Source organism: Caballeronia sp. LZ062, assembly GCF_031450785.1.
Lineage (GTDB): Bacteria > Pseudomonadota > Gammaproteobacteria > Burkholderiales > Burkholderiaceae > Caballeronia.
The window spans coordinates 1,231,122-1,243,832 of sequence record NZ_JARTWB010000001.1; the positions used below are offsets into that span (position 1 = coordinate 1,231,122).

The 12,711-nt window shown below is 64.1% G+C and carries 16 protein-coding genes; 8 read left to right on the plus strand and 8 right to left on the minus strand.

Going from position 1 to position 12,711, the window contains the following annotated elements:
* The 4 genes from P9239_RS05630 (at position 1) to P9239_RS05645 (ending at position 2,293) form a co-directional block, all read left to right on the plus strand.
* Positions 1 to 576, plus strand: coding sequence for a HutD family protein (locus tag P9239_RS05630; protein ID WP_309749491.1), 576 nt, complete (start codon positions 1 to 3; stop codon positions 574 to 576).
* Complete coding sequence (locus P9239_RS05635) at positions 573 to 755, plus strand: hypothetical protein (protein ID WP_309749642.1); 183 nt, start codon at positions 573 to 575, stop codon at positions 753 to 755. The genes P9239_RS05630 and P9239_RS05635 overlap by 4 nt, the downstream gene beginning before the upstream one ends.
* A gap of 221 nt (positions 756 to 976) precedes the next feature.
* Positions 977 to 1,294, plus strand: a complete 318-nt coding sequence (locus P9239_RS05640; protein ID WP_309749634.1) for a DUF4148 domain-containing protein — start codon at positions 977 to 979, stop codon at positions 1,292 to 1,294.
* A 228-nt stretch (positions 1,295 to 1,522) separates the two neighbouring features.
* Entirely contained in the window at positions 1,523 to 2,293 is a 771-nt protein-coding gene (locus P9239_RS05645; RefSeq protein ID WP_309749492.1) for a CDP-diacylglycerol diphosphatase, read from the plus strand.
* Between the two features lie 10 nt (positions 2,294 to 2,303).
* On the opposite strand, the gene P9239_RS05650 is transcribed toward P9239_RS05645, so the two are convergent.
* Both P9239_RS05650 and P9239_RS05655 read right to left on the minus strand, forming a co-directional pair.
* A complete protein-coding gene (locus P9239_RS05650; RefSeq protein ID WP_404980170.1) occupies positions 2,304 to 3,545 on the minus strand; it encodes an aspartate carbamoyltransferase in 1,242 nt (413 codons plus the stop codon).
* 69 nt (positions 3,546 to 3,614) lie between these two features.
* Positions 3,615 to 4,034 carry a secondary thiamine-phosphate synthase enzyme YjbQ gene (locus tag P9239_RS05655; RefSeq protein WP_309749494.1) on the minus strand — a complete coding sequence of 140 codons (420 nt, stop codon included), beginning with the start codon at positions 4,032 to 4,034 and terminating at the stop codon, positions 3,615 to 3,617.
* Positions 4,035 to 4,135: 101 nt separating this feature from the next.
* Between P9239_RS05655 and P9239_RS05660 the strand changes: the two genes are divergently transcribed.
* From P9239_RS05660 to P9239_RS05670, 3 genes are read left to right on the plus strand one after another with little or no spacing between them, the layout of a single operon-like run.
* The gene (locus tag P9239_RS05660; RefSeq protein WP_309749495.1) at positions 4,136 to 4,678 is read left to right on the plus strand and encodes a BON domain-containing protein; all 543 of its coding nucleotides are present in this window, start codon (positions 4,136 to 4,138) and stop codon (positions 4,676 to 4,678) included.
* Positions 4,675 to 6,057 (plus strand): NfeD family protein, encoded by a 1,383-nt coding sequence (locus P9239_RS05665; protein ID WP_404980136.1) that lies wholly within the window; start codon positions 4,675 to 4,677, stop codon positions 6,055 to 6,057. The genes P9239_RS05660 and P9239_RS05665 overlap by 4 nt, the downstream gene beginning before the upstream one ends.
* A 14-nt stretch (positions 6,058 to 6,071) precedes the next feature.
* On the plus strand, positions 6,072 to 6,842 hold the full coding sequence (locus tag P9239_RS05670; protein ID WP_309749496.1) for a slipin family protein: 771 nt from the start codon (positions 6,072 to 6,074) through the stop codon (positions 6,840 to 6,842).
* Here P9239_RS05670 and P9239_RS05675 read toward each other — a convergent pair.
* Together P9239_RS05675 and P9239_RS05680 are read right to left on the minus strand one after the other, a co-directional pair.
* Positions 6,839 to 7,375 (minus strand): carboxymuconolactone decarboxylase family protein, encoded by a 537-nt coding sequence (locus tag P9239_RS05675; RefSeq protein WP_309749497.1) that lies wholly within the window; start codon positions 7,373 to 7,375, stop codon positions 6,839 to 6,841. The genes P9239_RS05670 and P9239_RS05675 overlap by 4 nt on opposite strands.
* 114 nt (positions 7,376 to 7,489) lie before the next feature.
* On the minus strand, positions 7,490 to 8,818 hold the full coding sequence (locus P9239_RS05680; protein WP_309749498.1) for an aspartate aminotransferase family protein: 1,329 nt from the start codon (positions 8,816 to 8,818) through the stop codon (positions 7,490 to 7,492).
* Between the two features lie 135 nt (positions 8,819 to 8,953).
* On the opposite strand from P9239_RS05680, the gene P9239_RS05685 reads away from it, so the two are divergent.
* Complete coding sequence (locus P9239_RS05685; protein ID WP_309749499.1) at positions 8,954 to 10,360, plus strand: PLP-dependent aminotransferase family protein; 1,407 nt, start codon at positions 8,954 to 8,956, stop codon at positions 10,358 to 10,360.
* Between the two features lie 7 nt (positions 10,361 to 10,367).
* Here P9239_RS05685 and P9239_RS05690 read toward each other — a convergent pair whose 3' ends face one another.
* From P9239_RS05690 to P9239_RS05705, 4 genes are all read right to left on the minus strand, one after another.
* Positions 10,368 to 10,676 carry a hypothetical protein gene (locus P9239_RS05690; protein WP_309749500.1) on the minus strand — a complete coding sequence of 103 codons (309 nt, stop codon included), beginning with the start codon at positions 10,674 to 10,676 and terminating at the stop codon, positions 10,368 to 10,370.
* A gap of 199 nt (positions 10,677 to 10,875) precedes the next feature.
* Positions 10,876 to 11,655, minus strand: coding sequence for an ABC transporter substrate-binding protein (locus tag P9239_RS05695; protein ID WP_309749501.1), 780 nt, complete (start codon positions 11,653 to 11,655; stop codon positions 10,876 to 10,878).
* A gap of 142 nt (positions 11,656 to 11,797) precedes the next feature.
* Positions 11,798 to 12,202, minus strand: a complete 405-nt coding sequence (locus P9239_RS05700; protein WP_309749502.1) for an Hsp20/alpha crystallin family protein — start codon at positions 12,200 to 12,202, stop codon at positions 11,798 to 11,800.
* Between the two features lie 21 nt (positions 12,203 to 12,223).
* Positions 12,224 to 12,658 carry an Hsp20/alpha crystallin family protein gene (locus P9239_RS05705; RefSeq protein WP_309749503.1) on the minus strand — a complete coding sequence of 145 codons (435 nt, stop codon included), beginning with the start codon at positions 12,656 to 12,658 and terminating at the stop codon, positions 12,224 to 12,226.
* Between the last annotated feature and the right edge of the window lie 53 nt (positions 12,659 to 12,711).

Here is a 12,711-nt window from a genome sequence, read left to right on the forward strand (position 1 = left end):
GTGACGATCATTCCTGCGGCTTCGCTCATCGACGTGCCGTGGAAGAACGGCGGCGGCATCACGCGCGAGATTGCGGCGGGGCCGCCGGGCGCGTCGCTCGATGCGTTCGCGTGGCGCTTGTCGATTGCCGATGTATCGTCCGACGGCGCTTTTTCGGTGTTTCCGGGCGTCGATCGCGTGCTCGTGCTGCTGGACGGCGTAGGGATGCGGCTCGCCGAAGCGGGTGGCCGGGAGCATCGGCTGGACCAACCGCTCGCGATGGCGCGCTTCGCCGGTGAAACGCCGATTAGCGCGAGTCTGATCAACGGACCGACGCGCGATTTCAACGTGATGGTGCGGCGCGACCGGGCGCGCACGTCGGTGTGCGTCCGGCGCGCCGGGCGTCATGAACTGGCGCGGGCGCACGAATTGACATTCGTCTACTGCGCACGCGGGCGGGTGAGCATCGCTTGCGCCGACGGCTCGCGTGCGGTGCTCGATGTCGGCGATACCGTGCGCGTCGAGCAGCCGTGCGCTGTTGAAGCTACAAGCGATGCGGCGTGGCTCGTCATCGGCATCGAGGAGATACGAGCTTGATACCGTTCTTCGCGGAATACGCGCGCCTGCCGGATGGCTGGCGGCGCAACGTGCTGATGGAATGGGACGACGATGGCGTGCTCACAGGCGTCGAGTGGGACAGCGTCGTTCCCACTCACATGGACGCCAGCGCATGCCGCCGGTTGCCGCGAGCCGAGCGGTCGCCGGACTGTGCCTGACCTCGGAGGCGAATCTAGGCGGCGGCTTCTTTCCGGCGCGCGAGGGCTTTCGGCCGACCAATTCGATTGTTGCTCGTTGAACAAAAATATTTCGTGAGAATTGGGGTTTCCCCTAGGTCGCAGTCCTCCTACACTTGTCGTCAAGCGAAGGAAATCAGAAAGTGCTTAAAAGCTTCTGAGTTCTGTTCGATCTCAAAACAAGATTACTGGAGGTCATCATGATCAAGTCATTCGTTCCGGCACTCGTTATCGCTTCGGCTCTGGCCGCCCCGACTTTCGCGTTCGCGCAAAGCAACGCGCCCGTCACGCGCGCTCAGGTCCGCGCGGAACTGGCCCAACTGGAAAAGGCTGGTTACAACCCGTCGCAAGACCGCGTGAGCTATCCGCAAAACCTGCAAGCCGCTCAAGCGCGTGTGAACGCCGAGCAAGGCGCGGTGGCAGAAACGTCGTACGGTCCCTCGTCCGCCGGTACGGCGCAATCGGGCGCTCGCTCGGCTGTGTCGATGTCGGATCGCAACTCGGTCTACTTCGGCCACTAAGCCGGTGTACATCGACCCGCAGCTCTCTCGACGCAGCGGGTAGCAGGCAGCAGGGCAGTAGAAGTAACAGCAGTGCGAGAAGTGCAGTAAGCAGTAGAGCATGAAAAAAGCGCCGGCCGCGTTGATCGCGGCCGGCGCTTTTTTTTGCGCCCAACGCGAACGCGCCGAAAGTCACGCGCTTGCAAGCGAAATCCTGCACGCTGTGTGCTTTCGTCCGGACCTTTGCCGATGCAGATCATCACACAGTGCCTTCTATTCTGCGCCGCTGTGGCGCTCGGCGTGGCGTCGTCGCCCGTGCGCGCTGGCAGCTCCGACGCGCTCTGGCAGATCGTCCACGACCGCTGCGTGCCCGCCGCCGAGGGCGCGCCCGTCGAGCAGCCGTGCGCCGAGGTGAACCGCGCGGGCGGCTATGCGGTGCTGAAGGATCTCGTCGGCGTCGCGCAGTATCTGCTGATTCCGACCGCACGCGTGAGCGGCATCGAGAGTCCCGCGCTGCTGGAACCGGAGACGCCAAATTACTGGCGCGATGCATGGAATGCGCGCCATTACGTCGACGACGCGCTGCGCCGCCTCTTGCCGCGCGACGAACTGTCGCTGGCGGTCAATTCGGCGAGCGGACGCACGCAGAACCAGCTGCATATTCATATCGACTGTCTGGCGGACGACGTGGCCGAGACGCTGCGCGAAACGGGGCCGGGCATCGGCACCCAATGGAAGCCGCTGCCTGTGCGGCTGCGCGGACACAGGTATCGCGCGATGCGCATCGACGACGCGGACCTTTCCCGCACCGATCCGTTCAGGCTGCTGGCCGCGACTGTCGCGCAGGAAGGCGGCTCCATGGGCGATCAGACCTTGCTACTGGTCGGCGGACAGCGTAGCGACGGCGCACCGGCGTTCTTTCTGCTCAACGATAGCGTCGGTCCGGGCGATCTCGCGTCGTCGGAAGAGCTACAGGATCACACGTGCGCGCTGGCCGGACGCACGATCATCAAACCGTGACTGCGCCGGATCAGCAATCGAAGCCCTGAAACACCGCATCGTCAGGGCCGATGGATGCGGGCGATTTCCACGTCGCGTCGCGCATCGAATGACGCACCTGATTCTCGACGCCCAGCAGCACCGCGAACAGCGCCATGCGCACGGCGATGCCGTTGTCCGTCTGCCGGAAGATAGCGAGCCGCAAATCGTGATTCAGGTCGGTCGCGAGATCGTTCGCGCCGGGACGGCTGTCACGCGGCAGCGGATGCATGATCAGCGTGTCGCGCCCGCATGCCTCGTCGACGAGCGCCTGATTGATCTGGAAGTCCGGCGTGTAACCTTCGATGGACTCGTCAGCGAACCGCTCTTTCTGGATGCGCGTCGCGTAGACGACGTCCGCACCGGCGAGGCCCGCGCGCAGATCGCTCGTCTGCTCGATCACGTGGCCGCCGCGCGCGATGCGGTCGAGGATATGCGCCGGCATCTCCAGCGACTGGGGCGAAACGAGCGTGAACTTCAGCCCTTTGTACAGCGACAGCAACTTGGCGAGCGAGTGCACCGTGCGGCCGTATTTCAGGTCGCCGACCATCACGATGTGCGCGCCGTCCACGATCTTGCCCAGACGCGAAAACTCGCGCTGAACCGTGTACAGATCGAGCAGCGCCTGGCTCGGATGCTCGCCCGGTCCGTCGCCCGCGTTGATCACCGGCACGTTCGTCGCCCGCGCGAATTCCGCTACCGAGCCCTGTTCGGGATGCCGCACGACGATCGCGTCGGCGTAACCGCTGATGACGCGGCTCGTGTCGTAGATGGATTCGCCCTTCGCCATCGACGAAAACGTGAAGCCTGTCGTGTCGCACACCGAGCCGCCCAGCCGGCAGAACGCCGCGCCGAAGCTCACGCGCGTGCGCGTGCTGGCCTCGAAGAACAGATTGGCGAGCACCGCGCCTTCCAGCACGCGCGTGATTTTCCGGCGGCGCGCGATGGGCTGCATCATGTCGGCGGTGCGAAAAAGGGCCTCGGCAGAATCGCGCGAGAACTGGTCGATGGACAGCAACTGCGGCCGCCCTTCAAATCCGATGGAATATGCGCTCTGCGTAGACGTGCCGCCTTCCGGCATCCCCGCGAGAATCTCGCCGACATAGCGCCCCGCGATTTCCGGCATGACGCGCGATTCGGGCGATTCGTCCGGCAGCAGCCACGTGTCCAGCGCCCGCCGCGATACGCCGATGCGCGATGCAAACGCATCGCGGGTCATGTTCAGACGCCGCATGGCGTCGCGAAGCAGAGTTTGTTGCTGAGTCACGAGACGCTCCGAGATGTACGCGGAGCGTATAGTAGGTTACTCACCGATCAGATGCAACACGAGTTCGCGGTGATGCGGCGCCGCCCGGTGCTCGAACACATAGATGCCCTGCCACGTGCCGAGCACCATGCGGCCCGCTTCCACGGGAATGGAAAGCTGAACGGTAGTGAGCGCGGTGCGAAGATGCGCGGGCATGTCGTCGGGGCCTTCCGCGTCGTGGATATAGCGGCCCGGCGCTTCCGGCGCGACCGCTTCGAAATACCGTTCGAGGTCCGCGCGCACGTCCGGATCGGCGTTCTCCTGAATCAGGAGCGACGCCGACGTATGACGGCAAAACACCGTCAGCAGGCCCGTGCGGATGTCCTGCAAGTCGATCCAGCGGTCGATCTCGCGCGTGACTTCGTGCAGGCCGCGCGAGCCGGTTGCGAGCGTCAGATGGTGGAGTGCCTGTTTCATGTCGTTTTCGATCCGAGGGAATGTGCCTGTTCCAGTGTAACGGCTGGTTCACACGATGATGGACTATGCTTGGCGCGTGCCGTTCACCGCATCGGACGATCATGCGCACACGAAAAGCCGCCGCGTTCCTCACCGCGTTCGTCGGGCTGCACGCGCTCGCCGCCCACGCCGAGGACACGCTCGCCGGTCCGGCCAATCGCGGCAACGATCCGTTTCTGCACGTATCGCACGCCATCGCCGATTGCCCCGCGCCGCGTGGCCCGTTCGAGACGGAAGCCGAATGGCTCGACGAAGCGCATTACCGCATCGAGCGCGGCAACAGTTGCTGGATCGCGGGCCGCTGCCGCCTGCCCAACAGCTACGACTACGATCGCGAGATCGCCGAAAGCGTCACGCGCCGCCTGAACGCGCTCAACGCATCGCTGCAATGGCGCGAGAAGACGAGTCTGTGGCTCACGTTGCAGCGGCGCTTCGTCTATGTGGACGGCTGCGTGTCGCCGGACTTCGACCGCGCGCGCTTCGTCGCGGAATTGAGCGAGACCGCCGATGTCGAGAAGATCATCGACCGCACGACGGTCGTTTCGCCTAAGCTGAAAGCGAGACCATGCGCGACGCCGGCCGCGACCGGCGATTGCCGAAGATGAGAACGAATCCCGCTGACCGGCTTCTACCGCTTCTCCGACGCCTGCTCGTGCTACTGGCGTTCGCCGCGATGCCGCTGTGCGCCGCCGCTGCGCCCGTCGTCGTCATTCCGCTGACGGGCGCGGTCGGCCCGGCGAGCGCGGACTTCGTCGTGCGATCGCTCGGGCGCGCCGCCGACGAGCACGCGCAACTCGCCGTCCTTCGCATCGACACGCCTGGCGGTCTCGATCTCTCGATGCGCTCCATCATTCAGGCGATTCTCGCGTCGCCCGTGCCGGTGGCAGCGTTTATCGCGCCGAGCGGGGCGCGCGCGGCGAGCGCGGGGACGTATATCGTGTACGCCAGCCATATCGCCGCGATGGCGCCTGGCACGAATCTCGGCGCGGCCACCCCGATTCAACTGGGCGCCGGTGGCCCGGAGCGCGCGGCGTCGGGTGCGTCGGCTGCGTCGGAAGGGGCATCGACCGAAACCCGCAAGCAGGTTCAGGACGCCGCCGCATATATCCGCGGTCTCGCGCAATTGCGCGGCCGCAACGCGCAGTGGGCCGAGCGCGCGGTGCGCGAGGCCGTCGCGCTTTCGGCCAACGAGGCGCTCGCGCAGAAAGTGATCGACCTCACCGCGACCGACATTCCCGATCTGCTCGCGAAGCTCGACGGCCGCCGCGTGCGCACCGCGCAGGGCGAACGGGTGCTCGCGACACGGCATGCGAGCGTCGTCGCGTTCCGGCCCGACTGGCGCAACCGCTTTCTCGCGACGATCACGGACCCGAGCGTCGCGCTCATCCTCATGATGATCGGCATGTACGGACTCTTCTTCGAATTCGCGAATCCGGGCTACGTACTGCCGGGCATGGCGGGCGCGATTTGTCTGCTCGTCGGCCTGTTCGCGCTGCAACTGCTGCCCGTGAGCTACGTGGGCCTCGGCTTGCTGGTGCTGGGCATCGGCTGTCTCGTCGCGGAGGCGTTCTTGCCGACGTTCGGCACGCTAGGGATCGGCGGCATCGTGGCTTTCGCCATCGGCGCGCTGATGCTCGTGGATACCGACGTGCCCGGCTTCGGCATCCCGTTCGGCGTCGTCGCGGCGCTTGCGCTTTTCTCCGCGCTCTTCGTCTTCGCGGTGTCGGGATTAGCACTGAAGGCGCGCAGGCGGCCCGTCGTCAGCGGCGGCGAGGCCTTGCTCGGCAGCATCGGCGTGATGCTGGAGGGCGGCGACACCGGCGAAACGATCGGCTGGGCGCAGGTGCACGGCGAACGCTGGCGGGTGCAGCCCGCATCGCCCGATGCGCTGCCGGAACAAGGCGCGCGCGTGCGCGTGACCGCACGCCACGGACTCACGCTGACCGTCGAGCCGTTCGACGAATCACATCGCAATGCACCTTGAACGAGGCTAAAGACATGGGGATGACTTTCGGTTTCGGCGGCATCATTCTCGCGCTGCTCATTTTTCTGCTGGCGTCGGCGGTACGCATTTTTCGCGAGTACGAGCGCGGCGTCGTCTTCATGCTCGGGCGTTTCTGGAAGGTCAAAGGGCCGGGGCTCGTGCTCATCATCCCGGTCGTGCAGCAAGTCGTACGCATGGACCTGCGCACCGTGGTTTTCGACGTGCCGCCGCAAGACGTCATTACGCGCGACAACGTCTCCGTGAAAGTGAATGCGGTCGTGTACTTCCGCGTGGTCGATCCGGAGAAGGCCGTGATTCAGGTCGCGCGCTATTTCGACGCGACGAGCCAGCTTTCGCAGACGACGCTGCGCGCCATTCTCGGCAAACACGAACTGGACGAACTGCTGTCCGAGCGCGAGCGCCTGAACAGCGACATCCAGCGCGTGCTCGACGCGCAGACGGACGTGTGGGGCATCAAGGTATCGAATGTGGAAATCAAGGATGTCGATATCAACGAGACGATGATCCGCGCGATTGCCCGTCAGGCCGAAGCCGAGCGCGAGCGTCGCGCGAAGATCATTCATGCGGAAGGCGAATTGCAGGCATCGGAGAAGCTGTTGCAAGCTGCGCAGATGCTCGCGCAAGCCCCGCAGGCCATGCAGCTGCGCTATCTGCAAACGCTGACGACGATCGCCGGCGACAAGAATTCGACGATCGTCTTTCCGGTTCCGGTCGATCTGGTGAGCGCGGTGATCGACCGGTTCACGAAGTCATCGAACGCTTAGACGAGCGCAGGGAAGTCGAGCGTCGTATCGTTCACGCGGTTGACGAGGTTCGTAAAGTTGATGACGCTCATCGCGAACAGGGCGTCGATGACTTGCGCTTCGGAATAGCCGGCTTCGCGCACATCGGCGAGCACGCGGGCATCCACGGTGCCGCGCGAATCCGCGACTTGCCGGACGAAGCGCACAAGTGCATCGCGCTTTGCGTTGCCGGTCGCATTGCCTGCGCGAATCTGCTGCGTCTCGTCTTGCGTCAGCCCGACCATCTTCCCGACGACCGTATGCGCAGCGGCACAGTAGTCGCAACCCGCCAGTTCGCTCACGGCGAGCTTGATGGCTTCGGCATCCGCCTTGTCGAGACTGCTCTTCGCGAGCACGGCATCGTTCGACAATGCCGCGCCGAGCGCCGCCGGGCTATGCGTGCCGACGGTGGCATACGCGTTCGGCACGCGGCCCGCAGCTTTCTTGATGGCGGTGAAGAGTTCAGCGGTCTTGCCGGTGGCTTCGTTGACGTTGACTTGAGAAAGACGCGACATGGTGTGCTCCGGTTGGTTGGTGAGCCATCTGAATGGCGTGAGTCAACTGTAGGCCGGAGCAGGGCCGCCGTGAATGCGCGCGCGTCTCAACGAAGCGCGCGATCGTCTCAAGTTCTATTGCACCGTCGCGAGCACTTCTCTCACCGTCGCGAAGATGCGGTCGATCTGGTCGTCTTCGATGATGAGCGGCGGCGAAAACGCGAGGATATCGCCCGTATAGCGGATGAGCACGCCCGCCTCGAAACACTTCACGAACGCTTCGTAGGCTCGCGCGCCGGGCGCGCCGTCGCGCGGTTCGAGTTCGATGCCCGCGACCAGTCCAAGATTGCGGATGTCTTTCACGTGCGGCGCGTCGCGCAGTGCGTGAGCGGCACTCTCGAACTTCGCGGCCTTCGACGCCGCGCGGTCGAACAACTTGTCGCGTGCGTAAAGGTCCAGCGTGGCGATGGCCGCAGCGGTCGCCGCCGGATGCGCGGAGTACGTGTAGCCGTGGAAAAGTTCGATGGCATTGGCCGCGCCTGCATCGACGATCGTGTCGTGCACCTTGCGCTGCGCCGCCACCGCGCCCATCGGAATCGACGCGTTGTTGATGGCCTTGGCCATGGTGATGAGGTCGGGCGTCACGCCGAAGAACTCGCTGGCGGTCGCCTTGCCGAGACGGCCAAAGCCGGTGATGACTTCGTCGAAAATCAGCAGAATGCCGTGCTTCGTACAGATGTCGCGCAGCTTCTGCAAATAGCCTTGCGGCGGAATCAGCACGCCGGTGGAGCCCGCGACCGGCTCGACGATCACCGCCGCAATCGTCGATGCATCGTGCAGCGCGACGATGCGCTCCAGGTCGTCCGCGAGATGCGCGCCCCAAACCGGCTGGCCTTTCGAAAAGGCGTTGTGCGCGAGATCGTGCGTGTGCGGCAGATGATCGACCGAAGGCAGCAGCGCGCCCGAGAACGTCTTGCGGTTCGGCGCGATGCCGCCCACCGAGATGCCGCCGAAGCCCACGCCGTGATACCCGCGTTCGCGCCCGATGAGCCGCGTGCGCTGGCCTTCGCCGCGCGCGCGATGGTAGGCGATCGCGATCTTGAGCGCCGTGTCGACCGACTCCGAACCCGAGTTTGTGAAGAAGATGCGATCGAGACCTTCGGGCATGATCTCGGCGACTTTGGTCGCGGCTTCGAACGCGAGCGGGTGAGCCATCTGAAACGTCGGCGCGAAATCCAGCGTGCCGAGCGCCTTTCGCACCGCTTCGACGATCTCGTCGCGGCAATGACCCGCATTCACGCACCACAGGCCCGCGCAGGCATCGAGCACTTCCCGGCCATCGGTCGACCGGTAGTACATGCCCTTCGCGCTTTCCAGAAGGCGCGGCGCGGCCTTGAACTGGCGATTCGCGGTGAAGGGCATCCAGAAAGACGACAGGTCGTCGATGACGGGGCGGGCGTTCATGGCTAAGTCTCCTCGAAAGAACGGTCACTGTATGCCGACGAAAATCTGCGCGGCATACACAGTCGCGTCACTGCGTTGCCAACTGTGCTGGCAAAATGGGGCAAACTGTGTTGGCTGATCTTGCCTGACCCTCTGATGATAGAACTCAAGCTGGAGCGCGGCTCGCGACAGGCGCCGACGCTCGTCGAGCAACTCGTGCGCGCCTTTTCGTCGGCCATCGAGGCGGACACACTGCGCGCGGGCGCATTGCTGCCCTCGGTGCGGCGTCTTGCCGAAAGCGAGCGACTGAGCACGTTCACCGTGACCGAAGCGTATGGCAGGCTCGTGTCGATGGGGCTTGTGGCCGCGCGGCGCGGCTCGGGGTATCGCGTGGCGGCGCGTGGGCCGCGCCACCAGGCCCGCGCGGTCGAATGGCAGCCGCCGAGCCTCACGGCCACATGGCTGCTGTCCGACGTCTTCGCCGATCATTCCGTGCCGATCAAATCCGGCTGCGGCTGGCTGCCGAACGAATGGGTCAACGAAAGCGGCCTGCATCATGCGTTGCGTGCGGTGAGCCGCGTGCCGGCGGCGCGCATCGCGGACTACGGACATCCGTATGGCTTCGCGCCGCTGCGCGAGCGCATTGCGGAGCAACTGGACCGTCACGGCCTGCCGGTCGATGCCGCATCCAATGTGCTATTGACGAGCGGCGCGACGCAGGCGCTCGATCTCATCGTGCGCACGCTGCTGCGTCCGGGCGATGCCGTGGTCGTCGAAGATCCCGGCTACTGCAATCTACTGCAGATTCTCAGGCTCGCCGGACTCGACGTTCATGGCGTGCCGCGCACCGCCGCGGGCATCGATACCGACGTGTTCGAACGCATCGTCACAGAGCATCGGCCGAAGGCTGTCTTCCTCAACACGACGCTGCAGAATCCGACGGGCGCGACTTTCAGCATGGCGTCGGCGTTTCGTCTGATGCAGATCGCCGAGCGGCACGGCCTGTGGGTCGTGGAAGACGACGTGAACCGCGAGCTTGCGCCGCCCGGCGCGCCGTTGCTTGCAGCACTCGAAGGCTTAAGCCGCGTCGTGTATGTCGGCGGTTTCGCCAAGACGATCACGCCCTCGCTGCGCTGCGGTTATGTCGTGGCCGAACGCGACGTGTTGCGCGAACTGGCGCGCACGAAGATGGCGGTAGGACTGACGTCGTCGGAGGCGACGGAGCGCATCGTCGAGAAAGTGCTGACGGAAGGGCGTTACGCGCGGCATGTCGGATTCGTGGTCGACAAACTGAAGGACGCGCATGCGCTCGTCGAGCAGCGCATGGATGCGCTCGGCGCGACGTTGTTTCGTCGTCCGCGCGCGGGTCTCTTCGTGTGGGCGCAACTGCCGATCGATCCGTCCCGTGCGAGCGAAGTCGCGACGCGTGCGCTGGAACACGGCATCTGGCTTGCCCCCGGCTCGTACTTTCGTCCGGGCGATGCACCGAGCGCGTGCTTTCGTTTCAACGTGCCGCACTCGCTCGATGACGCGCTCTGGGCGTTCCTGGAAACGTTGCTGTAGTCGCTTCTCAAACGGTGGCGCGCGGACCGGCGCTCAGGCGATGCAAATGCGTGCGCTGACGCGCCGCGCTCTTGCGGCCGCGCGACGCCGCGAGATGCGCCTGCAACCGCTCGCACACGTCTTTTCTGCGCACAGGGTTGAGCGGATCGCACAGACGAATGGTCAACGTGGCTGCTCTCGCGTGCAGCGGCACGAGCGTGTCGGGCTCCGGTGCTTCCCAGAGCACGACGGTATGCGTGCCGTCCGACACTTGCACGATCTGGAAGTGCGCGAGATCGATCTTGCTGAGTTCGTGTGGTTCGATCGAATGATGCATGATGCCCCCGGAAACAGTCTCTCTGTGCATCGCCGGGTATGCAAACAGTATGCCGACGCCTGAAGCATCGCCCTTTTCCGCGTCGGCGCGGTCGCAGTGTAATTTTCAGCGTGGCGCGCGTGAAAAAACGCCATTCGCGGACAAACGCATGTGTTGGCGCGAGCCGCACACCGCGCCCGCGCCGTCCGCTTTCTTATGCTTATTCGCCGTAAATATCGAAGTCGAAATACTTCTGCTCGATGCGCTTATAGGTGCCGTCCTTGATCATCGCGGCAATTGCGCCGTCGAGCTTCTCTTTCAGATCGGTGTCCTCTTTGCGAAGACCGATTGCCGTTCCCGGACCGAAAATCGCGCTGTCTTCTAGCGCAGGACCGGCGAAAGCGAAAGGCTTGCCGCGCGGTGTGTCGAGAAAGCCGCGTTCGGCCTGCACCGCGTTTTGCAGCGATGCGTCGAGACGTCCGGCGAGCAGGTCGGCATAAACCTGATCCTGATCCGCATACGATACGACTGTCACCCCTTTGGCGCCCCAATGCGCTTTCGCATAGCTCTCCTGCATCGAGCCTTGTTCGACGCCCACCGATTTGCCCGCGAGCGATTCCGCCGTCGGCTGAATCTTCGCATCGCGTTTGGCGACGAGTCGCGTCGGAACGTGGAAGAGCTTGCTCGAAAACGCGATCTGCTTCACACGTGCAGGCGTCATGGACATGGTGGACAGCACGCCGTCGAACTTGCGCGCCTTCAGCCCTGGAATCATGCCGTCGAAGGCATTCTCGACCCATACGCATTTCGCTTCCAGACGGCGGCACAGTTCATTGCCGACGTCGATGTCGAAGCCGACCAACTGGCCGTCAGGGGCTTTCGATTCGAACGGGGGATAACTGGCATCGACGCCGAAGCGAATGGTGGACCAGTCTTTGGCATGTGCGCCGATGGATACAGCCAGCGTGGAGCTCAACAACACCGTCAACAACGTCTTCACGTTCGTCCCTTCTTAGCGATGAGTTTGAATAGTTCTCGGACTGCCGCGAAAGATTATAGAGGGCTTGGAACGCGCTAAAAAAATGGCCGCGAATTTCGCGGCCATTGGGTTGAAGCACTGTCTTATCGTTAGAGAGCGTTCATTAGTTCGCGCGCACTTCGATGCGGCGCGGACGCGCTTCTTCACGGCGCGGAATCGTGAGCTTCAGCACGCCGTTCGTCAGATTCGCGTCGATCTTCGTCGTGTCGAAGTCGTCGCTGACGGTGAATGCACGAGCGAAACGCGGGGCGCGGACTTCCGCGTGATGCACGCGCAAGCCGGCTTGCGCGGTGACCACCGCTTCGGCTTCGATAAAGAGGCGCGCGTCATGCACCTTCACGTCGAGCTTTTCGCGCGGCACGCCGGGCAAATCCGCCCAGAGCGTGATGCCGTGGCTGTCTTCGACGATATCGACTGCGGGCGTGAAGCTCGCGCGGCGCACATTGTCTTCATTCTTGCGCGTCACGTCGCCTTCGTTGCGCTGCGCCAGTTGAGTGGTGTCGTTCATCGTAAGCTCCCGAATGCTGATTTACTGAATGGTGATGGCGCGCGGCTTGGACGCTTCGCGCTTGCCGACCGTGATGGACAGCGTGCCGTTCTCATAACGAGCCTGCACTTTGTCGATGTCCGCGTTCTGCGGCAGTTCGATCACGCGGCGGAAGCTCCCGGTAAAGCGTTCTTTCGCATACGTGCGTGCGCCTTCGCTCTGCGTTTCGGCCTTGCGCTCGCCGCTGATCGTGAGCGTGCCTTTGTCCACGGTCACATCCAGCGTTGCGGGATCGACGCCCGGCGCGAAAGCGACGATCTCCACGGCGTCGTCCGTGCTGCCGATATTCAATTGCGGAAAGACGTCCGTGCGGCTCGTGCGAATGCTCGACGGCAGGTTGCCGAAGAGCGTCGACATTTGCCGCTGCATGCGGTCGAATTCCGCAAAGACGTCGCCGCCAAAGTAGAAGTCACTCATGATCCAGTCTCCGAAAATACGGCCGCTTCAAGGCCGGAACAGTGCGTTAATGG

Excerpts from the sequence above, each read along its gene's own strand:
- P9239_RS05655 (WP_309749494.1), bottom strand. The coding sequence starts at position 4,034 with ATGAAACAGGCACTCCACCATCTGACGCTCGCAACCGGCTCGCGCGGC.
- P9239_RS05705 (WP_309749503.1), bottom strand. The coding sequence starts at position 12,658 with ATGAGTGACTTCTACTTTGGCGGCGACGTCTTTGCGGAATTCGACCGC.
- P9239_RS05700 (WP_309749502.1), bottom strand. The coding sequence starts at position 12,202 with ATGAACGACACCACTCAACTGGCGCAGCGCAACGAAGGCGACGTGACG.
- P9239_RS05685 (WP_309749499.1), top strand. The coding sequence starts at position 8,954 with ATGATAGAACTCAAGCTGGAGCGCGGCTCGCGACAGGCGCCGACGCTC.
- P9239_RS05680 (WP_309749498.1), bottom strand. The coding sequence starts at position 8,818 with ATGAACGCCCGCCCCGTCATCGACGACCTGTCGTCTTTCTGGATGCCC.
- P9239_RS05670 (WP_309749496.1), top strand. The coding sequence starts at position 6,072 with ATGGGGATGACTTTCGGTTTCGGCGGCATCATTCTCGCGCTGCTCATT.
- P9239_RS05650 (WP_404980170.1), bottom strand. The coding sequence starts at position 3,545 with ATGCGGCGTCTGAACATGACCCGCGATGCGTTTGCATCGCGCATCGGC.
- P9239_RS05675 (WP_309749497.1), bottom strand. The coding sequence starts at position 7,375 with ATGTCGCGTCTTTCTCAAGTCAACGTCAACGAAGCCACCGGCAAGACC.
- P9239_RS05690 (WP_309749500.1), bottom strand. The coding sequence starts at position 10,676 with ATGCATCATTCGATCGAACCACACGAACTCAGCAAGATCGATCTCGCG.
- P9239_RS05665 (WP_404980136.1), top strand. The coding sequence starts at position 4,675 with ATGAGAACGAATCCCGCTGACCGGCTTCTACCGCTTCTCCGACGCCTG.
- P9239_RS05645 (WP_309749492.1), top strand. The coding sequence starts at position 1,523 with ATGCAGATCATCACACAGTGCCTTCTATTCTGCGCCGCTGTGGCGCTC.
- P9239_RS05660 (WP_309749495.1), top strand. The coding sequence starts at position 4,136 with ATGCGCACACGAAAAGCCGCCGCGTTCCTCACCGCGTTCGTCGGGCTG.